General features: G+C 75.6%; 21 protein-coding genes. 13 read left to right on the forward strand and 8 right to left on the reverse strand.

Annotated elements, in window-relative coordinates:
* The first annotated feature begins 44 nt into the window (after positions 1–44).
* Together AB0O53_RS07585 and AB0O53_RS07590 are read left to right on the forward strand one after the other, a co-directional pair.
* Entirely contained in the window at positions 45–635 is a 591-nt protein-coding gene (locus AB0O53_RS07585; protein ID WP_350991297.1) for a TetR/AcrR family transcriptional regulator, read from the forward strand.
* A complete protein-coding gene (locus tag AB0O53_RS07590) occupies positions 632–1,582 on the forward strand; it encodes an ADP-ribosylglycohydrolase family protein (RefSeq protein WP_350991295.1) in 951 nt (316 codons plus the stop codon). The genes AB0O53_RS07585 and AB0O53_RS07590 overlap by 4 nt, the downstream gene beginning before the upstream one ends.
* On the opposite strand, the gene AB0O53_RS07595 is transcribed toward AB0O53_RS07590, so the two are convergent.
* Positions 1,552–3,288 carry an ATP-binding cassette domain-containing protein gene (locus tag AB0O53_RS07595; protein ID WP_435886614.1) on the reverse strand — a complete coding sequence of 579 codons (1,737 nt, stop codon included), beginning with the start codon at positions 3,286–3,288 and terminating at the stop codon, positions 1,552–1,554. The genes AB0O53_RS07590 and AB0O53_RS07595 overlap by 31 nt on opposite strands.
* Before the next feature lie 319 nt (positions 3,289–3,607).
* The gene (locus AB0O53_RS07600; RefSeq protein WP_350991291.1) at positions 3,608–4,399 is read right to left on the reverse strand and encodes a glutamate racemase; all 792 of its coding nucleotides are present in this window, start codon (positions 4,397–4,399) and stop codon (positions 3,608–3,610) included.
* A 561-nt stretch (positions 4,400–4,960) separates the two neighbouring features.
* On the opposite strand from AB0O53_RS07600, the gene AB0O53_RS07605 reads away from it, so the two are divergent.
* The 5 genes from AB0O53_RS07605 (at position 4,961) to AB0O53_RS07625 (ending at position 11,243) form a co-directional block, all read left to right on the forward strand.
* On the forward strand, positions 4,961–6,133 hold the full coding sequence (locus tag AB0O53_RS07605) for a glycosyltransferase (protein WP_350991289.1): 1,173 nt from the start codon (positions 4,961–4,963) through the stop codon (positions 6,131–6,133).
* Between the two features lie 247 nt (positions 6,134–6,380).
* Positions 6,381–6,887: a DUF6643 family protein gene (locus AB0O53_RS07610; protein WP_030818567.1), complete on the forward strand. Its 507-nt coding sequence runs from the start codon at positions 6,381–6,383 to the stop codon at positions 6,885–6,887.
* A gap of 52 nt (positions 6,888–6,939) precedes the next feature.
* Positions 6,940–7,764 (forward strand): MOSC domain-containing protein, encoded by an 825-nt coding sequence (locus tag AB0O53_RS07615; RefSeq protein WP_350991287.1) that lies wholly within the window; start codon positions 6,940–6,942, stop codon positions 7,762–7,764.
* A gap of 261 nt (positions 7,765–8,025) precedes the next feature.
* Positions 8,026–8,637 (forward strand): Rv1733c family protein, encoded by a 612-nt coding sequence (locus AB0O53_RS07620; protein ID WP_350991285.1) that lies wholly within the window; start codon positions 8,026–8,028, stop codon positions 8,635–8,637.
* 146 nt (positions 8,638–8,783) lie between these two features.
* Positions 8,784–11,243 (forward strand): right-handed parallel beta-helix repeat-containing protein, encoded by a 2,460-nt coding sequence (locus AB0O53_RS07625; RefSeq protein ID WP_365193820.1) that lies wholly within the window; start codon positions 8,784–8,786, stop codon positions 11,241–11,243.
* Here AB0O53_RS07625 and AB0O53_RS07630 read toward each other — a convergent pair.
* Positions 11,194–13,605: a hypothetical protein gene (locus AB0O53_RS07630; RefSeq protein WP_365193823.1), complete on the reverse strand. Its 2,412-nt coding sequence runs from the start codon at positions 13,603–13,605 to the stop codon at positions 11,194–11,196. The genes AB0O53_RS07625 and AB0O53_RS07630 overlap by 50 nt on opposite strands.
* Positions 13,606–13,836: 231 nt before the next feature.
* Here AB0O53_RS07630 and AB0O53_RS07635 point away from each other — a divergent pair, with 231 nt between their 5' ends.
* A complete protein-coding gene (locus AB0O53_RS07635; protein WP_350991279.1) occupies positions 13,837–14,325 on the forward strand; it encodes an SRPBCC family protein in 489 nt (162 codons plus the stop codon).
* Here the strand turns inward: AB0O53_RS07635 and AB0O53_RS07640 are convergent.
* Entirely contained in the window at positions 14,297–15,169 is an 873-nt protein-coding gene (locus AB0O53_RS07640) for an MBL fold metallo-hydrolase (protein ID WP_350991277.1), read from the reverse strand. The genes AB0O53_RS07635 and AB0O53_RS07640 overlap by 29 nt on opposite strands.
* Before the next feature lie 59 nt (positions 15,170–15,228).
* Here AB0O53_RS07640 and AB0O53_RS07645 point away from each other — a divergent pair, with 59 nt between their 5' ends.
* The gene (locus tag AB0O53_RS07645) at positions 15,229–15,621 is read left to right on the forward strand and encodes a winged helix-turn-helix transcriptional regulator (protein WP_350991275.1); all 393 of its coding nucleotides are present in this window, start codon (positions 15,229–15,231) and stop codon (positions 15,619–15,621) included.
* Positions 15,622–15,663: 42 nt separating this feature from the next.
* On the opposite strand, the gene AB0O53_RS07650 is transcribed toward AB0O53_RS07645, so the two are convergent.
* A complete protein-coding gene (locus tag AB0O53_RS07650; protein WP_350991273.1) occupies positions 15,664–16,827 on the reverse strand; it encodes a PLP-dependent cysteine synthase family protein in 1,164 nt (387 codons plus the stop codon).
* 198 nt (positions 16,828–17,025) lie between these two features.
* On the opposite strand from AB0O53_RS07650, the gene AB0O53_RS07655 reads away from it, so the two are divergent.
* A complete protein-coding gene (locus tag AB0O53_RS07655) occupies positions 17,026–17,598 on the forward strand; it encodes an ATP-binding protein (RefSeq protein ID WP_350991271.1) in 573 nt (190 codons plus the stop codon).
* 7 nt (positions 17,599–17,605) lie between these two features.
* On the opposite strand, the gene AB0O53_RS07660 is transcribed toward AB0O53_RS07655, so the two are convergent.
* Both AB0O53_RS07660 and AB0O53_RS07665 read right to left on the reverse strand, forming a co-directional pair.
* A complete protein-coding gene (locus AB0O53_RS07660; RefSeq protein WP_031156849.1) occupies positions 17,606–18,883 on the reverse strand; it encodes an ROK family protein in 1,278 nt (425 codons plus the stop codon).
* A gap of 43 nt (positions 18,884–18,926) precedes the next feature.
* The gene (locus tag AB0O53_RS07665; protein ID WP_365193827.1) at positions 18,927–19,595 is read right to left on the reverse strand and encodes an alpha-ketoglutarate-dependent dioxygenase AlkB family protein; all 669 of its coding nucleotides are present in this window, start codon (positions 19,593–19,595) and stop codon (positions 18,927–18,929) included.
* A gap of 39 nt (positions 19,596–19,634) precedes the next feature.
* Between AB0O53_RS07665 and AB0O53_RS07670 the strand changes: the two genes are divergently transcribed.
* The 3 genes from AB0O53_RS07670 to AB0O53_RS07680 all read left to right on the forward strand — a co-directional run bounded on the left by AB0O53_RS07670 (position 19,635) and on the right by AB0O53_RS07680 (position 21,520).
* On the forward strand, positions 19,635–20,378 hold the full coding sequence (locus AB0O53_RS07670) for a maleylpyruvate isomerase family mycothiol-dependent enzyme (RefSeq protein ID WP_350991265.1): 744 nt from the start codon (positions 19,635–19,637) through the stop codon (positions 20,376–20,378).
* 84 nt (positions 20,379–20,462) lie between these two features.
* The gene (locus AB0O53_RS07675; RefSeq protein ID WP_350991263.1) at positions 20,463–21,023 is read left to right on the forward strand and encodes a hypothetical protein; all 561 of its coding nucleotides are present in this window, start codon (positions 20,463–20,465) and stop codon (positions 21,021–21,023) included.
* 71 nt (positions 21,024–21,094) lie between these two features.
* On the forward strand, positions 21,095–21,520 hold the full coding sequence (locus AB0O53_RS07680; RefSeq protein WP_350991261.1) for an Mth938-like domain-containing protein: 426 nt from the start codon (positions 21,095–21,097) through the stop codon (positions 21,518–21,520).
* A 29-nt stretch (positions 21,521–21,549) separates the two neighbouring features.
* Here the strand turns inward: AB0O53_RS07680 and AB0O53_RS07685 are convergent, their stop codons facing one another.
* Entirely contained in the window at positions 21,550–21,810 is a 261-nt protein-coding gene (locus tag AB0O53_RS07685; protein ID WP_350991259.1) for a hypothetical protein, read from the reverse strand.
* Positions 21,811–21,819 lie beyond the last annotated feature (9 nt).

Here is a 21,819-nt window from a genome sequence, read left to right on the forward strand (position 1 = left end):
TGGTACTACATCTGTGGTACCACGACTGTGGTTATCCTGGCAACGTGAATCAGGACCGGAGGGACCGGCTGCGCGACGCGGCCGTCGCCGTACTGGCGGAGGCGGGCGGGCGCGGGCTGACCCACCGGGCCGTCGACGCGGCCGCCGACGTGCCGACGGGCACGGCCAAGAACTACTTCCCCACGCGTGACGCCCTGTTGAGGGCGGTGGCCGAGCGCTGCCTGGAGCAGTACCGGGCGCTGGCCGCGTCCCTGGCGGGGGCCGGGCCGGGGCCCGCCGACGCGGAACAGCTCGCGGCGCTGCTCGCCGGACTGCTGCGGGACGTGGCGGGGCCCGGGCGCCCGCGCGTCCTGGCCTACCTGGAGCTCCAGACCGAGGGGACGCGGCGGCCCTGGCTGGCCGCACTCCTGGACCCGATCGCCGCGGGGGACTTCGCCGCGCACGCGCACCTGCTGCACACCGCCGGACTGCCGGCCGGACCGGACCGGGCCCGGGCCCTGACCCTGGCCCTGCACGGCGCCGTCCCCCACCTGCTCACCGGCGCCCCGGCCACCCTGGCCGCCGCCGGCCTGGACGACCTGGACCGGTTCGCCCGCGGCCTGCTGGCCGCCGTCCGCCCCGAGGAGCCGCGGTGACCGCGCCCGTCCGCCCCGCCCGACCCACCCGGCTGGACCGGGCCGTGGGTGCCGTGCTCGGGTCGGCGGCGGGGGACGCGCTCGGCGCTCCGTACGAGTTCGGGCCGCCGGGGCAGTTGAGCGCGCGGGGCGCGGAGATGCGCGGGGGCGGCGGCTGGGATCCGGGCGAGGCGACGGACGACACCCAGATGGCCGTCCTGGTCGGGGAGTCGCTGCTGGAGCACGGCGGCCTCGAACTCCCCGATGTCTTCGCCCGGTTCCAGCAGTGGGCGGCCGGGCAGCCGAAGGACATCGGCCTGCAGACGGAGGACGTGCTCACCAACGGCCAGCCCTGGGACCTCGCGGCGGCCGTGCACTTCCAGACCAACGCCCGGGCCGCCGGCAACGGTTCCCTGATGCGGGCCGCCACCTCGGCCGTGTACTTCGCCGCCGCCGGACGGGAGGCGACCATGGACGCCGCCCGGCGGATCGCGGCGCTGACCCACGGCGACCGGGCGGCATGGGAGGGCACCGCGATCCTGCACGAGCTCGTCCGCGTGGCCCTGGACGGCGACGATCCGCTCGCGGCCCTCCCGGCCGCACTCGACGCGGTGCGCCCCGACCACCGCGAACGCTACGGCCGGGTGCTCGACCCCGACTGGCACCCGGGTCTGGCCACCGAGTTCAACGGGGCGGTGTGGCCCTGCCTGGGCTCGGCGGTGTGGGCGCTGCGGACCACGACCGGCTTCGCCGAGGCCGTACGGGCCGCCGTGGACCTGGGCGGGGACACGGACACGGTGGCCGCGGTGACGGGCACCCTGGCCGGCGCGCGGTACGGGCAGGACGCGGTGCCCGCGCACTGGACGGCCACGCTCCATGTGCCGCTGCCCGGGTTCGGCGAGCGGGTCCTGGACGCGGACGACCTGCGCGCGCTGGCTCAGCGGCTCGCGGCGGCCGGCTCCCGCTGAAGTTCCAGGCGGCGACCGGAGAATCCCGCGCGCAGCCGCCGGTCGTGGGTGACCACGACGAGGGTCCCGCCGAAGTGGGCCAGGGCCGCCTCCAGTTCCTCCACCAGGGCCGGGGCCAGGTGGTTCGTCGGCTCGTCCAGGAGGAGCAGGTCCAGGGGGCGCGCCACCAGCCGGGCCAGTTCCAGCTTCCGGCGCTGGCCGGCCGAGAGGGTGCGTACCGGCCGGGTCAGGTCGGCCGGGGCCAGCAGGCCGAGCCCGGCGACGAACCGGTCGGCGTGCTCCTGCCCGAACAGCTCGACGACGGAGCGGGGTTCGGCCGCCCGGGGGTCGTCCTGCCGCAGCAGCCCTACGCGCGCGGGTGTTCGTACGAGGCCCTGCGCGGGCACCGGTTCGCCGGCCAGCAGGTGCAACAGGGTCGATTTGCCGACCCCGTTGGGGCCGGTGACCAGCAGCCTCTCTCCCGGGGCCAGTTCCAGCGTGACCGGCTGGAGCCGCCCCGGCACCGACGCGCCGGCCAGTTCCACCGACCCGGCGGCGGGCCCGGCACCGGCTGCGGCACCGGCACCGGCTGCGGCTGCGGCTGCGGCTCCGGTGAAGCGGCCGGTGAAGGTGAGCGGGCGCGGGGGCGGCGGGACCGGGTTCTCGGTCAGCCGCTGCAGGCGTTCGCGGGCCGTGCGGATGCGGCTCGCGGCGCCGTGGGTGCGCGACCGGGCCCGGAAGGCACCGGCCCCGCTGAAGCCGCGCGGCAGTTTGCGCGGGATCGCGGCGAACCGCCCGATGTTGGTCTCGGCGAGCCGCTCGGCTCCGCGCACCTCCTCGCGCCACTCCTCGTACTGCCTTTCCCGGCGGGTCCGTTCGGCGGCGCGGCCGGCCAGGAACCCGGCGTAGCCGTTGCCGAAGCGGCGCACCGTCCGGCGGTCGGCGTCGACCTCCAGGACGGCGGTCGTGGCCCGGTCGAGGAAGAGCCGGTCGTGGGTGACGGCCACCAGGGTTCCGCGGCGGGCCCGCAGGTGCTCCTCCAGCCAGGCGACGGCCTCGTCGTCGAGGTCGTTGGTCGGCTCGTCCAGCAGCAGCAGCTCCGGCTCGGCGGCCAGGGCGCCCGCGAGGGCGAGCCGGGAGCGCTGTCCTCCGGACAGGGTGCCGAGGCGGCGGTCGGGGTCTAGGTCGGCGCGTTCGCCGAGGCGGCGCAGGGTGGTCGCGACCCGGCGGCGGGCGTCGCGGCCGCCGCGCGCCTCGTAGGCGGCGAGGAGGTCCCCGTAGGCGGCGAGTTCCTCGGGGCCGGCCCGGTGCAGGACGGTTTCGGCGGCCCGGATCCGGCGTTCGAGGGCGCGCAGGCCGGCGAGGGCGTGGTCGACGGCGTCGGCGACACGGGCGCCCGGAGGGAGGTCGAGGGTCTGCGCGAGGTGTCCGGTGCCGCCGGGGGCGGTGACGGTGACCTCGCCGTGGTCGGGGCGTTCCCGTCCGGCGAGGAGCCGCAGGAGGGTGGACTTGCCGGAGCCGTTGTCGCCGACGACGCCGACCCGCTCGCCGGGCCGGACCGTGCAGCTGACGCGGTCCAGGACGACGCGGGTGTCGTAGCTCTTGGTGACCTCGGACAGGACGATCTGGGTGGAGGCGAGTGGAGCACGCAAGGGCGGTTCCTTTCGACGGAGCCAAGGAGGATGCTTACGAGACGAAACGATTCGTCTCGTTACGCGGAGAAACATAACCCACGCCCGGAGGCTGCGCAAGACGTTTCGTCTCGCCGACGGGGTACGTGGCGGCCAGGACTCCGGGGCCCTGGCCCCGGCACGCCGGCTTCACCCGCCCCGGCCGAACCGCTACGGGGGTGGTGCGGTGCCCGCGTGACGACCCGCACGCCCGGACCCACCGGGCATCAGGGGCCTGAGCGGGGCGGCGGGCAGCGGGGTCGCATCACCCCGGCCGGGCGGCGGCCGCACGGCGGTTCACGCGGCCGCACGGCAGTTCGCGCGGCCGCACGGCAGTTCGCGCGGCCTCCCCGCAACGCCGTGGCGGGCGGGTGGGTCAGGCGACGGGCGCGCCCTGGCCCGCCAGCAGTCGGCCCTCCGCGTACGCGAACGCGGCGGCGGGCAGGGCCGCCTCGCGGCCGCTGTGGAGGACGGTCAGGCCGCCCGTGCGCGGCAGGCCGGGCTCGGCGGTGACGCCGAGGCGGCGCAGCGCCTGGAGGGCTACGGGCTCGGCGGAGCCGTAGTAGACCAGATCCGCTCCCCCGGTGCGCGCGGCGAGGGCGGCCCGGATCGGGGCCTCGGTCAGTTCGTAGTGCGTGCACCCGAGCACCACGTCGGTGACGTCGGCCGGGGTCAGCGCGGCGGCCGCGGCGACGGCCGCCGTCACGGCGGCGTCGTCGGCCGCCTCGACGGCGTCGGCGAGCCCGGGGCAGGGCACCTCGGTGACCCGGGCGCCGGTGGCGAAGTCGCGGATCAGCCCGCGCTGGTAGGGGCTGCCGGTGGTGGCGGGGGTGGCCCAGATGGCCATGCGGCCGCCGGCCGCCGCGGCGGGCTTGATCGCCGGTACGGTCCCGATGACCGGGATGTCCGGTTCCAGCTCCGCCCGTACGGCCTCCAGGGCGTGGACGGTGGCGGTGTTGCAGGCCACGATCAGCGCGTCGGGACGGTGCTCGGCGGCGGCCCGGGCCACGGCCAGCGCCCGCCCGGTGAGGTCCTCGGGGGTCCGCGGACCCCAGGGCATCCCGTCGGGGTCGGAGGAGAGGACCAGATCCGCGTCCGGCCGCAGCCGCCGCACCGCCGCGGCCGCCGCGAGGAGGCCGATTCCGGAGTCCATGAGCGCGATCTTCACCCGGCCACCTTAGTCGACCCCGGCTCCGGCCGGACCCGGCACCGGCCGTACCCCACCCCCGCGCGCCACCGCCCGGACCCCGCCCCGCCGACGGACACCAGCCGGTCAGCGCGCCCCGCCGGCCCGCGGCACCTCACCCCACCCGCACCCGGAACCGCCCACCACCGGCGGCCGCGCCACACCCGCCCGCCCGGGGCACGCCGACCCACGACACCTCACCCCACCTGCGCCCCGCTGCCACGGCGGCGCGGCGCGCCACCGTGCTCGCAGGCCGCCTCGTCCGCCGAAAGGCCACGCACCCCCACGTCCGTCCCGGCCGGGGCCGCCCACCGCCCCGGGGCCTGCCCGCGAGGGGCAACACCCCCGGCCGCTCACCACCGCTGTCTCCGCCCACCCCCGGGCACGCGCACCCGCCCGCGCCCCGGGGCCGGGGGCCCGGCTGTGGGCACGGCTCGGCCGCGGGGCACCGCGATGCCCTTTCCGCCCACCCCCCGGGAGGGACGCCGCACCCGGGGGCGGCGGATGCGCGACAGGCCACCGGCGGCGCGGCACACTGCCGCCATGGGCCTCCTCACCGCCGCGTCCTTCGCCTCCCTCGCCGCATGGCTCTGGCTCGCCCTCGCCCACGGCATGTTCTGGCGCACCGACGTCCGGCTCCCCGCCCGCTCCGCCCCCGCCCACTGGCCGTCCGTCGCGATCGTCGTACCCGCCCGGGACGAGGCCGGGGTGCTGCCGCTGAGCCTGCCCTCCCTCATCGCCCAGGACTATCCGGGTGAGGCCGAGGTCGTCCTCGTCGACGACGGCAGCACGGACGGCACCGGCGCGCTCGCCCTGCGGATCGCCGCCGAGCAGCCGGGCCTCCCGCTCACCGTCGTCTCCCCCGGCGACCCGGCCCCCGGCTGGACCGGCAAGCTGTGGGCGCTGCGCCACGGCATCTCCCTGGCGCGTACCGCGCACGCCACCGAACCCGACTTCCTCCTGCTCACCGACGCCGACATCGCGCACGAACCGGACAGTCTGCGCGAACTGGTCGCCGCCGCGACCTCCGCCGACCTCGACCTCGTCTCGCAGATGGCACGCCTGCGCACCGCCGGCCCGTGGGAGCGGCTCGTCGTTCCGGCCTTCGTCTACTTCTTCGCCCAGCTCTACCCCTTCCGCCGGATCAACCGGCCCTCCGCGCGGACCGCCGCGGCCGCGGGCGGCTGCGTGCTGCTGCGCACCAGTGCCGCCGTGCGGGCGGGGGTCCCCGACCGCATCCGCCAGGCCGTCATCGACGACGTCTCCCTGGCCCGCGCCGTCCAGGACTCCGGCGGCCGGATCTGGCTCGGGCTCGCGGAGCGGGTGGACAGCATCCGCCCCTACCCGGCGCTCGCGGACCTGTGGCGGATGGTCTCGCGCAGCGCGTACGCCCAACTGCGCCACCAGCCCCTGCTGCTGGCCGGGACGGTCGCCGGGCTGACGCTGGTCTACCTGGTGCCTCCGGCCGCCCTGCTGGCCGGCCTGGCCACCGGGCGCCCCGCGACCGCGTGGGCGGGCGGCCTCGCCTGGCTGCTGATGGCCGGCACCTACCTGCCGATGCTGCGCCACTACCGCCGGTCAGCCGCGCTCGCGCCGCTGCTTCCGTTCACGGCGCTGCTGTACCTGCTGATGACCGTCGACTCCGCCGTCCAGCACTACCGCGGGCGGGGCGCGTCGTGGAAGGGCCGCACCTATGCCCGCCCGAGCGACGCCTGAAACGACGGAGCGCCGCCCGGACCCACGTCATCCGAGGTCACCGCGTTGTGACGCTGCGTCAGCAAGAAGTCGGTGCAACGCACAACCGGTGGGTACGAGTTGGACCAAGGTGGGATGGAAGTGGCGAAATCGTGCACGTGAACGCCAAGTGAAAGCTGTGGCTCTGACCTGCGAATATGCAGGTCAGCGCGGTGTTGACGGCACCTCGCTATGGACCCGGTGAATTCGTGGGCTTAACTTATGTCTCATGACCTCCCCCCGCTCCACTTATGGCGGCGGTTACTACTCCGCGCCCTCCTTCCCGGACACCCCCATCTACGACTCCCTCGTCGCCGAACGCGGCACTCCGCAGATCGCCCCGATCCGCGTCCCGGCCGCCTACGAGTCCCCGAGCGCGGGTTATTCGAGCGGTGGGTACCTGCCGGCCCTCCCGTCGGCCCTGCCCGCACTGCCGCCTGCCACCCCTCAGCAGCAGGCTCCGGCGTACGGGTACCCGTACCAGCAGCAGGCCGCCCCGCAGCCGATGCCGCTGCAGAACGCGCCCGCTCCCTACATTCCGCAGCAGCAGCCGGTCGCGGCCCGCGCGGGATACGTGCCGCAGCCCCAGCCGCAGCAGCCCCGCCCGGCGGCCATGGCCACCGGCTACGAGGCGATGCGTCCGGCCGCGCCGCGCCCCATGCAGGTGCCGGCTCCGGTGGCGGGCGCCTCCTACGAGGATCCCTACGGCCGCCCCTACCAGGGACGCGGCTACTGACCGGGCCCCTCGCGCGCGCCGGGACGGCGTAGCGGGCTGGCAGTATGCCCCCATGTCGAAGTTGCACGTTCAGGCCCTCCACGTCCACCCCGTCAAGTCGGTGGCGGGGACCGCTCCCGACGCGGTGGCCGTGGAGCCCTGGGGGCTGTCCGGGGACCGGCGGTGGGCCCTGATCGACCCCGAGGGCACGGTCCTGACCCAACGCCGCCATGCCCGGATGGCCTTGGCGTCGGCGCGCCCGCTGGGCGGCGGCCGGATCGCGGTGACCGCTCCGGACATGGCGGAGCTGGTCGTGGAGGTGCCCGAGCCGGGTCCGCTGGAGCCGGTGTCGCTGTTCGGGAAGAAGGTCGAGACCGTGGTCGCGGCGAGGGCCGCGGCCGACTGGTTCAGCGCGTTCCTCGGGGTTCCGGTTCGGCTCGTGCACCTGGACGACCCGGCCGTACGTCGTCCGGTGGATCCCGACTACGCACTGCCGGGCGAGACGGTGAGCCTGGCCGACGGCTACCCGCTGCTGCTCACGACGCTCGCCTCGCTGGACGCGCTCAACTCGCTGATCGCGCAGGGGGACCATCCCGAGGAGGGTCCCCTGCCCATGAACCGGTTCCGTCCCAATGTGGTCGTCTCGGGGGCCGAGGCCTGGGCGGAGGACGGCTGGCAGCGCATCGCGATCGGCGACGCCCTCTTCCGCGGGGCGCGTGAATGCGGCCGGTGCGTGGTGACCACCACGGACCAGCGGACGGCGGAGCGCGGCAGGGAACCGCTGAAGACCCTCGCCCGGCACCGGCGGATCGGCAAGTCGCTGGCCTTCGGGCGGCTGCTGGTGCCCCTGCGGACGGGCACCCTGCACGTCGGCGACGAGGTCCGCGTCCTGGCCTGACGGGCCGCCCCCGGGCGGCGACCGGACCACAGGAATGACACCTTCGAGGGGCTCCTTCCCCGAGCTGGAACCAACCGGCGTGACCAGGCCGTTGGAGCAGTCGGAACACGTGGGCACCCGCACGGGCAGTGACACCGGACGACCGGGTCCGGATCGGGTGGCACATGTCCCGTGCGTCCCGGAACGCGTCCCCCGGGGCCCGCGGAAGGCGTGGGCGCGCACAGACAGACGGAGACTGGCGCAAGTAGGGGGAGCCGGACCGTGCGGACAGCAATGGGTGTGTGGCGCTGGCGGCGCAATCCGCTGCGTCGGCCGACCGATCTCTTCGAGGCCTGGGTGGCGTTCGCGGCGCTGGTGTGCGTCGTGGTGGTGGCTCCGGCCGTCGGCTGGGTCGCGGGCCTGCGCGTGGACGGGACGCTCCAGCAGGCCGCGTACGCGCAGCGGCAGGAGCGCCACCTCGTCCCGGCCGTGGTGGTCCGGCCCGCGCCGGCCCCGGCCGAGGAGGCCTCCGCCGAGCCTTCGGCGCAGCGGACGTCCCCCCGGCGCACGCAGATCGTGGCCTCGTGGACCGCGCCCGACGGCAGCAGCCACGAGGGCACGGTGCCGGCCGCGGAGGAACCGCCGCGCACCGGCGACCGGTTCCGCATCTGGACCGACACCCGGGGGCGGGTGGTGGGCCGGCCGCTCGACCCGTCGGCCGCCTCCTTCCACGCGGGGACGGCGGGCCTGGCCGCCGCGGCCGCGGTGGCCGTCATGGCCGTGACCGTCCGCCGCCTGGTCGTACGACGGCTCATGCATCGTCGGTACATACGTCTGGACCGGGCATGGGCGGCGGCCGGGCCGGACTGGGGCCGGGCGGACGCAGGTGGCTGACCTGGCAGCTCATCCGCTCCGCGCGCGCTACGGTGGAGCCGCCGGACCGGTCGCTCCCGTGGCAGCAGCCTCTCGAGTGGCCTCGGACATCAGCGGCTCCGGCCGCATCGGCAGCGCGAGCACGAGGGTGGGGGCACGACAGCACCATGGTTCAGGGCACGGTCCAGGTGACGCACGGCGGCTCGTCGCGGTGGCGGCGCCGCTCCGGTGAATATCCGACGCTGACCGCCGCGCTCGCCGTGGCGGGCGACGGAGACGTGCTGTCCATCGCCCCGGGCACCTACCGGGAGAACCTGGTGCTGCACCACGCCGTCACCCTGCGCGGGCCCGAGGACGGCTCGGGTTCGGTGCGGATCGCGCCGCTCGACGGCGTCGCCCTGACCCTGCGCGCCTCGGCCGTGGTGCAGGACCTCCACCTGGAGGGCCAGGACCGGGCGGCGCCGGCGCTGCTGGTGGAGGACGGCTCCCCCGAGCTCTGCGACCTGCGCGTGAGCACCCACTCGGCGGCCGGCATCGAGGTGCGCGGCCCCGGCGCCAGGCCCCTGGTGCGCCGCTGCACCGTGGAGAACCCGGCCGGCGTCGGCATCGCCGTGCTGGACGGCGGCGGCGGGGTGTTCGAGGAGTGCGAGGTCGTGGCCTCGGGCCAGACCGGGTTCTCGGTCCGCGGCGGCGGCCGGCCCCGGCTGGAGCGCTGCCGCATCCACCACTCCACGGGCGCGGGCATCGCGGTCACCGGCGAGGGCTCGGGCCTGGAGGCCCTGGGGTGCGAGGTGTACGAGGTGAGGGGCGCCGGAGTGCAGATCGCCGCACGCGCCGCCGCACGCCTCACCGACTGCGCGGTGCACCGCACCACGGCCGACGGGGTCACGCTCGACACCGATGCCGTGCTCAGCCTGGCCGGGTGCGACATCCACGACATCCCGGAGAACGCGGTGGACCTCAGGTCGCGTTCGGTCCTCACCCTCAGCCGGACCTCGGTGCGCCGGTTCGGGCGCAACGGCCTGTCCGTGTGGGACCCGGGCACCCGGGTCGACGCCGAGTCCTGCGAGATCCACGACAGCACCGGGGACTATCCGGCGGTGTGGGTCAGCGACGGGGCCACGGCCTCGCTGGACTCCTGCCGGGTGCACGACGTGCCCGACGCGCTCTTCGTACTGGACCGGGGGTCGGCCGTCGAGGTCACCGACAGCGACCTGTCCCAGGTCCGCAACACCGCGGTCTCCGTGAGCGACGGGGCCACCGCGCGGCTGGAGGACTGCCGCATCCGCGAGGCGGGCACCGGGGCCTGGTTCCGCGACCACGGCAGCGGCGGCGCCCTCACCGGCTGCACCGTCGACGCCGTGCAGACCGGTGTGATCGTCAGCAAGGGCGCCGACCCCGTTCTGGAGCGCTGCACGGTCACCTCCCCGGCCGAGGCGGGCTTCTACGTGTCGGCGGGCGGCCGCGGCACCTTCACGGCCTGCCGGGTGACGGACAGTTCCGGTTTCGGCTTCCACGTCCTCGACGGCTGCCGGACCACGCTGACCCGCTGCCACACGGAGCGCTGCGCCCGCGGCGGCTACGAGTTCCCGGAGGACGGCCCCGTCGTCGAGGAGTGCACCGGCGACGGTTCGGGCCCGCGGCAGGCGGCCCAGCCGGCCCCGGGCGGCGGCTTCACCGGCGCGCAGAGCGGGGTCCGTACGGTCACCGCGGCGCGGAGCCCCGCGGCGCAGCCCGCCCCCGCGGCGCCGGCGTCCGTACCGCGGCCCGCGGACCCGGGTGGGACGGGTGCTGCGGAGCCGGCGGCGCGGCCGTCCGGTGCGGTACTGGGGCAGCTCGACGGGCTCGTGGGCCTGGACAGCGTCAAGCGCGAGGTGCGGGCGCTCACCGACATGATCGAGGTGGGCCGGCGGCGGCAGCAGGCGGGCCTCAAGGCCGCCTCGGTCCGCCGCCACCTGGTCTTCACGGGCTCCCCCGGTACGGGCAAGACGACCGTCGCCCGGCTGTACGGCGAGATCCTCGCCTCCCTCGGGGTACTGGAGCGCGGGCACCTGGTCGAGGTGTCCCGCGTGGACCTGGTGGGCGAGCACATCGGGTCCACGGCGATCCGCACGCAGGAGGCCTTCGAGCGGGCGCGCGGCGGGGTGCTGTTCATCGACGAGGCGTACGCGCTGGCCCCGGAGGACTCGGGCCGGGACTTCGGGCGCGAGGCGATCGACACGCTGGTGAAGCTGATGGAGGACCACCGGGACGCGGTGGTGGTGATCGTCGCCGGATACACGGCCGAGATGGAGCGCTTCCTGACCGTCAACCCGGGTGTGGCCTCGCGGTTCTCCCGGACCATCGCCTTCGGCGACTACGGCCCCGGGGAACTGCTGCGGATCGTGGAGCAGCAGGCGGAGGAGCACGAGTACCGCCTCGGGGAGGGCACCGCCGAGGCCCTGCTGACGTACTTCACGGAGCTGCCCAAGGGTCCCGCCTTCGGCAACGGCCGCACCGCGCGCCAGACCTTCGAGTCGATGGTGGAGCGGCACGCGGGGCGGGTGGCCCAGCTGTCGGAGCCGAGCACGGACGAACTCACCCTGCTGTTCCCGGCGGATCTGCCGAAGCTGCCCACCCCTTGCTGACGCCGGGGCGCTGATCGGGTACTCCGCCGGCTGCCGCCGGGCGGGGTTCTCCGGCCCGGGCGGCCTGCACGGCCCGCTCCAGCCGGGCGAGCAGGGCGGCCCGTTCGGCGGCGAAGGCGGGGTCCGCCTGGTAGTCGGCGTGGCCGAGGATCGGCGCGGGCAGCGGGTGGTGGGCGCTGCGCCCGTAGGCGAGCGGGTCGGCGAGCGGGCCGCGGTCCACCTCCGCCGAGTCGGGGCCGGGGAGCGCGGGTCCGCCGATGGGGTCGGTGGCGCGCCAGAGGTTGCGCCAGCAGTCGACGTCGCGGTGCAGGGCGGCGAGCTGTGCGGGGCCGAAGTAGGCGGGGAACCAGCGGCCGTAGAGGCGGGCGAGCGGGGATCCGTAGGTGAGCAGCGCGACCCGGCGGCGCACGGGCGGCGGGAGTTGCCAGACGGCGGCCGCGGCGAGCACGCTGCCCTGCGAGTGCCCGGAGATCACCAGCCGGCCGCCGGTGCGGCCGGTCCAGCCGGCCATCCGCCAGGTCAGGTCGGGGACGGCGCGCTCGGCGTAGCAGGGCGGTGCGAAGGGGTGGGCGGCGCGCGGCCAGAAGGTGCCGACGTCCCAGAGGATCCCTATGGTCCGCCGGGCGGCCGGGTCGCGGTAGGCGCGGCGGCCCCAGGCGACGAAGAGGGCGATGCCGAGGCCGATGAGCCAGGACCCGGCGTCCTGCGCGGCGCGGGCGGCGGCCTCCAGCAGCGGCGGGGTCCCGCGGGCGGCTTCGCCCGGGACCTGTCCGCTGAGCCAGGCGCCGGCCAGCGCGCCCGCGCCGAGCACCAGGGTGATCCCGGAGACGGCCGCGACGAACCACGGCGCGGAGTCGGTGAGCGCGGCGGCCGTCCGGGCCCCGGCGATGCTGCGGCTGCGCGCCACGTCGGGACTCGCGCCCGGGTATTCGGCGGCGACGGCCGCGGCGAGGCGCCGCCGGGTACGGGCCGCCCGCGCCGCGAACCAGGCGGCGAGCAGCGCCACCACGAGGAGCAGCGGGGGCAGGACGGCTGCCTGCCAGGAGAGCAGGACGGGCGGCCCGGGCAGCGGGGCGCCGGCCATCCCGGGGGTGGCTCCGCCGTCCATCCAGTCGGCGACGCGCTGGGCGACCCCGCCCGACATCACTCCGCCGAGGGCGCAGCCGAGCATGGCCACGGCGGGGCCGCCCAGGCCGCGCAGGGCGGCCGCCGGATCGGGGGCCCTGCGGTGCAGGTGGCGGGCGACGACAGCGAGGGCGAGCGCGCAGAGGCCCTGGCCGAGCATGATCACGCCGAAGGCGAAGTCGCCGGGGAGCCGCCCCGCGGAGGTCCAGCCCGGGCGTGACCAGCAGGCGTGCAGCAGGACGGCGGCGAGGAGGGCGAGGGCGGCGCCGGGCAGCAGGCAGACGGCGGCCCGGTCGAGGCGGTGGTCGGGGCGGTCCTCGCTGCGGCCGCGCCGGCAGACGACCCAGGCGACGGTGACGGCCCCCGCGGCGAGGAGGGCCTGGGTGATCCAACCGAGGGCTTCGAGGGCCGGGGCGGTCGCCGCGGTCCGTCGGTCGTGGGCGGCGGTGGGCGCGGAGACGGCCACCGCGACGGTGAGCAGTCCGGCCGCGGTGTGCGCGGCCCGCAGCCGGGCCACGATGCGGCGCCCGTACCAGAATCCGGGGCGGCCGAGCGCGGGCGCGGTGTCGGAGGCGGTGTCCGGGTCGGCGGTGCCGGCGGGCGGCGGCTGGGATTCGTAGGCGCTCCAGGTGCGGTTGGACAGGTACCAGAGCAACCCGGTCAGCGCGGTCGGCACGAGTGCGCCGAGGGCGAGGCGGCGTCCCGGCGGGGACCACCAGCCGCCGCCGTCGGGTGCGAGGAAGCCGAGCCGGGAGCCGGTGGCGGTGCAGGTCGCGGAGCCGGCGCACTGCCAGGCGACGAGGTCGAGGGCGACCTCGCAGGCGGCCGCGATCAGCAGGACGGTCAGGCTGAGCGCGAGGATCCGTACGAGGACCCCGTAGGTGCGCACCGCGCGCGGCGCGGGGTCGGCGCCGGGCCCGGTGGGGGCGGCCGGGCGGGCCCAGTGGGCGAGGTTGGCCACCATGAAGGGCAGGAGCAGCAGCCACAGGGCGCGGGCGCCGTTGCCGGAGGTGAGCCGGGACCAGCAGTAGGCCTCGGGGACGGGCAGTCCGGCGTACCGCTCGGGGTGGGCTTCGGCGTCGGCGTCGTCGGTGCGGCGGAACACGGCGGCGGTGGAGTCGCCGGTGACGCGGACGGTGCGCGGGTCGCCGAGCAGCTCGGCCGGAGAAGCTCCGGCGACGCCGTGGACGAGGAGTTCGAGGGCGAGGGGCGGGTCGGTGTGGGGGCGGTCGGGCACGCAGGCCTCCGCTCGCGTGGGGATCGGCGCTGCTCCAGGATCCCGCGCGGCAGGAGCGCTGCCCAGGCCCCGTACGGGGGAACCGCCGGTGGAAACCGGGGCGTACGGCGCACGAGCCGTCGTGCGCGACCTCCCGCGGGGAGAACACGGGCGGAGCGCAGCGGACATCTCGTGGGCGCCCGGCTATGGTGACGCGCACATCCGTCCGGATCGCACCAAGGAGGTACCGCCATGGCTCGCCGACTCCGCCCGGTGGGGCTGGACTTCATCGACGACGCGCCCGTCCGGCTGGTGTTCGCCGCCGAGGCGGCGGCGCCGCCCGAGGCCGTGTACCAGGCGCTCGCCGAGGAAGTGGAGGGCTGGCCCGACTGGTTCCGGGCGGTGACGCTGGCCCGCCCCACGTACGGCGGGGGCGGCCGCGAGATCAAGCTGCTGGGCGGGGTGCGCATGCAGGAGACGATCATGGCCGCGGATCCGGAGAAGCGCTACGCGTACCGGGTCGACACCACCAACGCCCCCGGGGTCCGCGCCCTGCTGGAGGAGTGGCGGATCGCTCCGGCCGGCTCGGGCACGCACGTGCGCTGGACCTTCGCCGCGGACGGCCCGGTCGCGTTCCGCCTGGCGCTGACCGTGGCCCGCCCGGGCCTGGGCCACTCCTTCCGCACGGCGGTCCGCGCCCTGGACGCCCGCCTCAGCGACCGCCGCGCGACGGGGCGTTGACCGCGGCGAGGCGTGCGTACTCCCACGGGTCGTGCGCGCTGAAGACGGTGACCTCGTCGGAGTGGTCGCGGACCAGGGCGCGCAGGCGGTCGAGGGTCTCGGTGCGTGCCGCGGCGTCGGTCTGTGCGCCCTGCTGGACCGGTTCGAAGACGGGGTGGGCGAGCGGCGGCGTGTGGTCGAGTTCGCCGTGGTAGGTGTACGCGTCGCCCGCGTGCAGCAGCCAGTGGCCGTCGTCGGCGCGCACCGCGACGCCCGCGTGTCCGGCCGAGTGGCCGGGCAGCGGCACCAGCAGCAGCTCGGCGCGCAGCCCCTGCGGTCGGGCCGCGCCGGGGAAGCCGAACCACGTCGTGCGCCCGTCCGCGGTCGCCGGTGACAGCTGCGGGCCGTGCGCCCGGTGCGCCGGCATGAAGCGGTCGAGGCTGTGCCGGTGGTGCGCGGCGGACGGGTCGGTGACGGCCCGGTACTCGTCGGGGTGCACGTGCACCCGCGCGTGGGGGAAGTCCGCCAGTCCGCCCGTGTGGTCGCGGTGGAGGTGGGTGAGGACGATGTGCCGCACGTCCCGGGGCTCGTACCCCAGGCCGGCGAGCTGGTGCAGCGCGCTCTCCCGCGGGTCCAGCACGGGCCGGGCGTAGGCCACCCAGTCGGCGCTCAGCGTCCGGTCGGGCCGGTGCAGGTCGGCGGTGCCGAGGCCGGTGTCGACCAGGACCGGTCCGTCCTCGTCCGTCTCGATGAGCAGGCAGTGGCAGACGGCGGGCAGTTCGCGCCGCGCGGTGTCCGGTGCGGACGGTCCGCCGAGGGGCGGGATCGTGCGGAGGGAACCGCAGTTGAGATGATGGATGCGCACAAGGACCCCCTGGAGGTGCACGGGCGGGCTGTTCGCAACGGACGTTATGAGGGGCTTTCGTGACTCACCAAACGGTTGGACACGCAGCGGCGGGCGCCCAGGACGGCCCCCTGGCCGACTGTCCGGACAGCGCCCTCGTCCCGCACCCGCCCGCCGGTGAGCCGCACTGCCCGGTCGACGTCACCCTCACCGCGCTGGCCGGCCGGTGGACGCCGCTGGTCCTGCGGGAGTTCCTGCGCCGCGGCCAGGCCACCTACTCCGAGCTGTCCGCGGCCCTGCCCGCCCTCTCCGACAAGGTCCTCTCCGACCGGCTGGCCCAGTTGACCCGGGTGGGCGTCGTCGAGCGCCACCGCACCCCCGGCTGGCCGCCCCGGGTCCGCTACGTCCTCACCGGCCGGGGCCGCGCCCTGGAGCCGGTGGTGCACAGCATGTGGGAGTGGGGCAGCTCCTAGGGGGTGTCCGACCCTGATCCGCCGGCCCCTCCGGCCCGGGCCTCAGGCGGTCGGTTCGCGCCAGACACCCGTCGACAGCAGCGTGTCGAGGGTCTGCGCGTACGGGGCGAGGTCGAGCCCCTGCGCCGCCACCCACGCGTCGGAGTAGTACTTGTCCAGGTAGCGGTCGCCCGGGTCGCACAGCAGGGTGACGACGCTTCCGGTACGGCCCTCGGCCACCATCTCCGAGACGATCTTCAGGGCGCTCCACAGGCCGGTGCCGGTCGAGCCGCCCGCCTTGCGCCCTATGGCCGTCTCCAGCGCGCGGCAGGCGGCGACGCTCGCCGCGTCCGGGACCTTCATCATCCGGTCGATGGCGCCGGGCACGAAGCTCGGTTCCATCCGCGGGCGGCCGATACCCTCGATGCGCGAGCCGCAATCGCTGCTCGCGTCGGGGTCGTTGCGGGTCCAGCCCTCGAAGAAGCAGGAGTTCTCCGGGTCGGGGACGCAGATGCGGGTGTCGTGCTGCATGTAGTGCACGTAGCGCGCGATGGTCGCCGAGGTGCCGCCGGTGCCGGCGGTCGCCACGATCCAGGCGGGCTCGGGGAAACGTTCCAGCTTCAGCTGCTGGTACATCGACTCCGCGATGTTGTTGTTGCCGCGCCAGTCGGTGGCCCGCTCCGCGTAGGTGAACTGGTCCATGTAGTGCCCGCCGGTGCGGGCGGCGAGTTCCGCCGACTCCTCGTACATCTTCATCGGGTCGTCCACGAAGTGGCATTCGCCGCCGTGGAATTCGATGAGGCGGCACTTCTCCGGGCTGGTCGTGCGCGGCATGACGGCGATGAACGGGACACCGATCAGCTTGGCGAAGTACGCCTCGGAGACGGCGGTCGAGCCGGACGACGCCTCGATGACGGGGCGGCCCGGCCGGACCCAGCCGTTGCAGAGGGCGTACAGGAACAGCGAGCGCGCGAGGCGGTGCTTGAGGGAGCCCGTCGGGTGCGTGGACTCGTCCTTGAGGTAGAGGTCGATGCCCCACGCCTCGGGGAGCGGGAACTTCAGCAGGTGCGTGTCCGCCGAGCGGTTCGCGTCGGCCTGGACCTTGCGCACGGCCTCTTTGAGCCAGGCGCGGTAGTCCGCGTCGCTGCGGTCGACATCGACGGTCGTGGCGGTCGTACCGGTGGTGGTCCCGGTGCCGGTGGTGCCGGTAGTGCCGGTGGTGCTCATGCGCCGCGCTCCTTCATGGGTCTCTTTCGCCCCTCCTTTCGCAATGTACCTCTCCCACCTGCACAAACAGTCACTTTGGGTATCCATGCGGATCGCTTTCGATCGCGTTCGGTTGCACTGCGCGGCACCGTGGGTGACCCTGGTGGAGGATTACCGAGGGTGCAGCACCCGTAACACTCATGTCGGGGAGTCGCAGCCGTGATCAGTCATTCCCGCAGGCACTGCGTCGTCGAACTGCAGGCCTCGCCGTCGCGGATCGGCCAAATCCGCAGAATCGTCTCGGCCCAGCTGCGCCACTGGCAGCTCGATCCGCTCATAGACCGGGCTGCGCTCGGCGTGACGGAGCTGCTGGGCAACGTCCACCGCCACGCGCAGCCGGACAAGACCTGCGTCGTCGAGATCGAGCTGCGGCTCGGGCGGCTGACGGTCTCGGTCATCGACAGCGATCCGCGGCTCCCGGTGCTGCGCCCGACGCAGGCCGGGCTGCTGGAGACCAGCGGACGCGGGCTCGCCCTCGTGGAGGCCCTCAGTGAGGCCTGGGGAGTGTGCGAACGGTCCGACGGGCCCGGCAAGGCGGTCTGGTTCTCCCTGACCGCGGTGCCCGCGCCGGTGGTGGCGACGCTCCCGGTCTCGATCGCGGCCAGGCCCGTACCGGAACCGGCGCGCACGGTGGTCGTGGCCGTCGATCCGGCCACGGTCCCGGCCACGGTCCCGGCCGTGGTGCCGGCCGTGGTGCCGGCGCCCTCGCCGGTCGCGGTCCGCCCCGGCTGATCTCTCTCTAGGCGAGGGCGCCCAGCGGGTCGTCGAGGACGGGCTGCCAGGCCAGTTCCGCCGCGCCGACCAGGCTGTTGTGGTCCAGGGTGCACGGCAGGATCGGCACGCCGCCGCTGCGTCCCCACAGGCTGCGGTCCGCGACGACCGCCCGGAGCCGCTCCGGGTCCGCGTAGAGCAGTTCCCGGTGCAGCCCGCCCAGGATGATCCGGTCCGGGTTCAGGATGTTCACCAGGCCCGCGAGGCCCAGGCCGAGCCGGTCGATGAGCTCTTCCGTGGCCGCCCGTACCGCCGGTTCCTCGGGCTCCTCGCGCAGCAGGTCACGGGCCTGCTGGAGCAGCGAGACCTCGGGGCCGGGGCTGCGGCCCGCCGCGGTGAGGAAGGCCAGCGGGTCCGCCTCCACGTCCAGGCAGCCCCGGCCGCCGCAGTGGCAGGCCCGCCCCTCGGGGTTCACGGTGAGGTGGCCGACCTCCAGGGCCAGGCCCGAACTGCCGCTGTGCAGGCGGCCGTCCAGCACCAGGGCGCCGCCGACCCCGCGGTGCCCGGTGGCCACGCACAGCAGGTGCTGCGCGCTGCGCCCCGCGCCGTGCCGGTGCTCGGCAAGCGCCGCGAGGTTGACGTCGTTCCCGGTCAGGGCCGGGCCGTCGATCCCGGCGTCCTTCACGCACTCGGCGAAGATGTCGCGTACGGGAGACCCGGCGGGCCAGGCCAGGTGCAGCGGGTTCAGCGCCGTGCCGTCCGGTTCGGCGACCGCCGAGGGGACCGCGAGCCCGGCTCCGACACAGCGGCGGCCGCTGTCCGCGAGCAGTTCCGCGCCCGCCCGTACGACGGCGCCGAGTACCTGGGCCGGGTCGGCGGAGACGGTGACCTTTCCGGGGGCGGTGGCCACGATCCGGCCGCCGAGGCCCACCAGGGCGGCCCGGAAGCCGTCGGAGTGCACCTGGGCGGCGAGCGCCACAGGCCCGTCCTCGGCCACCGAGAGGCGGTGCGAGGGGCGCCCCTGGCCCCCGCCGGTACCGCCGGCTCCGCCCGAGGCTCCGGGGCGGGAGTCGACCCGGATCAGCCCGAGCGCCTCCAGCTCGGCCGCGACCGCGCCGGCGGTGGCGCGGGTGACCCCCAGCTCGGCCGTCAGGACCGCACGGGTCGGGGCGCGCCCGGTGTGGACGAGTTCCAGCGCCGGCCCGAGTGCGCCGCGCCCCCGTTCCAGCTTGGTCCGCGCGCCCGTGCTCGACACCGATGGCGTGGTCGCATCCCCCACCCGCGGCGGGGCCCCGTTGCCGTTCATGGCATCGATCCTCGCATGATCGGGGCGTGCCGTACGCCGCCCCTCAGCCCAGCCCGCCGACCCGGAGCGTGATGTTGAGCCGCCCGGTCAGCCCGAGCGCCCGCGGACCCGTTCCCGGCAGGACCTTCGGCACCCCGTGGTAGGCGGAGCGGCTGGGGCCGCCGAAGACGAAGAGGTCCCCGCTGCGCAGTTCGACGTCCCGGTACGGGCGCCCGCGGGACCCGGTGTTCCCGAAGCGGAACAGGCAGCTGTCGCCGAGGCTGAGCGAGACGACCGGCGCCGGGGACTTCTCCTCCGCGTCACGGTGCATGCCCATGCGGGAGTCCCCGTCGTAGAAGTTGATCAGCGCGATGTCGTAGGCGGCCGCGAGGGGGTCCGGCGGCACCCCGTAGGCGACGGCCACCGCCTCCCGCCCCAGTTCGGCGAGCCACTGCGGCATCGGCTTGACCGGTTCGCCGTCCCCGTCGACGGCGGTGCGGGCGTAGCCGTACGGGTACCAGTGCAGGCCCAGGCACACCTGCCGGGCGGTCATCACCCCGCCGCCCGGGGTGCGCACGGTGCGCAGGCCGGCCGGCGGCCGGGCCCACGCACGGCAGGCCGCCAGCAGGTCGCCCTGCCGGGCGGCCCCCAGCCAGTCGGGCACGTGCACCGCACCGGGGGCGATCACGGTCCGCTCGCGCGGGAAGAGTTCCCCGTCCGTCCCTGCGTCCATCCCTCCATTGTCGGCGCCGGGGCTGATAAGACTCCCGGTATGGAGATCACTGAGTACGTGAAGACCCTCGCCCGGGAGGGCGAGCTGCTCGCGGAGGTGGCCGAACGGGCCGGTACGGACGCCTTCGTCCCCTCCTGTCCGGGGTGGCACGTCACCGACCTGCTGCGGCACACGGGGGCGGTGCACCGCTGGGCCGCCGGGTACGTCGGGGAGCGGCATCTGGAGCCGACGGGCTTCCCGGAGGCGCCGGAACTGGTCGGCGGGGAGCTCCTGGCGTGGTTCCGGGAGGGCCACGCGGACCTGGTGCGGACGCTGACCGAGGCACCGGCCGACGTGCAGTGCTGGACCTTCCTCCCGACCGCCCCGCCGTCGCCGCTGGCGTTCTGGGCCCGGCGGCAGGCCCACGAGACCGCCGTGCACCGGATGGACGCGGAGGCCGCGCTGGGCGTCGTCTTCTCGCCGCTCGCGCCGGAGTTCGCGGAGGACGGGGTGGAGGAGCTCCTCACCGGTTTCCACGCGCGGCCGCGCAGCCGGGTGCGGACCGCGGAGCCGCGGACGATGCGGATCCGCGCCGCCGACACGGGTGCGGCGTGGACCGTACACCTGTCTGCGGCACCCGCGCGCACGGTGCTGGGCGACACGGGCGATCCGGTGGACTGCAAGGTGACGGGCGAGGCGGCCTGGCTGTACGCGGCGCTGTGGAACCGGCTGCCGCTGGCGGGGCCGGGCGTGACGGGCGACCTGTCGCTGGCCGCGCTGTGGACGGAGACGGCCGGGATCTGATCCCCGCGGCGGGGCGGGCCTTGGCCGCGGGGCGGCGCCGAGGAGCGGTTATGGTCGCCTCCTCGACGATCATGGGGGTGGCTGGTGTTCGGTTCCACACTGCGCGGTGCGGCGGTGGCCGTGGTGTTCCTGGCGGGGTTCGCGGTCTCCTGCGACGCGGAACCGACTGCGCGGGGCACCGCGCCCTCGGCGTCCTCGGCCCCGGCCTCCTCCCCGGCCGCTGCGGCGTCCGCCGCCACGACGCAGTCCGCGTCCCCGGCACCGGGCGGGTCGGCTCCGGGCCCGGCGGCGCCCCCGGCGAGCGGCGGACCGGGCGCCTCCGCCCTGCCCGGTTCGCCGCCGGAGAAGGTCCGGGACGCCTTCGCCGGGCTTCAGGCGACGCTGGGCGGTTCGTGCACGCCGTCCGAATGCGCCTACTTCCTCGGGCGCGTCCACGACGAACTGCGCGGCCTGGACGCGGCGATGAAGGCGGACCCGAAGGGGCCGGGGCACTTCCCGGAACCGATCGCGCTGATCGCGAAGCTCGACGCGGAGCTCGGCGGCGACCGGAGCTTCCCGAACCTGAAGGCGCACCAGACCCTGCTGATCGACACCCGGGACAAGATCAACACCTGGATGCAGGGCCACCCGGACGACTACCGCTGACCCCGGCCGGGCCCGTCCCACTCCGCGAGAAGCCCGCGCGCGTGATCATCACGGCTGCGATGCTGGGCCGCATGACCACGACCGATCCCGACACCGCCGACGACACCGGGGGCCCCGAACCGTCGGACGCGGCCGCGTCCCCGAGGATCAGCCGCCTGGAATGGGGCCTGATGGAAGTCGGGGGCCTCGCACCCGGCAAGGACTTCGTCCTGTATCCGGGCGGCGGCCACCCGTGGGACTGGGCCGTGCACGGCACCCGCCACTCCCCCGGGATCCAGCCCGGTGACGTCCGCGAGCTGCTGGAGCGCGGAGCGGCGGTCGTCGTCCTCAGCCTCGGCATGCAGGAGCGGCTGGGGGTCGCACCGCCGACCGCGGAGCTGCTCCGGGAGGCGGGTGTGGACGTGCACGTGCGGGAGACCCGGGCGGCCGCCGCCCTCTACAACACCCTGGCGGCCGCGGGCCGGCCCGTGGGCGGCCTCTTCCACTCGACCTGCTGACCCCCGGTGCAGGGCGGGTCGGGCGGCTCTTACGGCGTCCGGCGCCGTGGGTGCTCCCCAGGCCCGCAGGGCCGGGGATCAGGTGCGGTGCCGGGATCGGTGTCGTCGGTGATCAGCTCCACGAGCAGGCCCGCGTACGCGCCGCAGGCGTCGAGCCGTTCCTGACGGCGCTGCGCATCGAGGGCGTTCCGTTCGGTGCGCCGCGCGGAGCGCTGCTGGAACGCGTGCGTCACCACCGAGCCGAGCAGCGTACCGAGCACGCCGACGAGACTGGTGATCACGGCGGTCATGCGGCCATG

The organism is Streptomyces erythrochromogenes (assembly GCF_040684695.1).
In the GTDB taxonomy this organism is placed as follows: Bacteria; Actinomycetota; Actinomycetes; order Streptomycetales; family Streptomycetaceae; genus Streptomyces; species Streptomyces erythrochromogenes_C.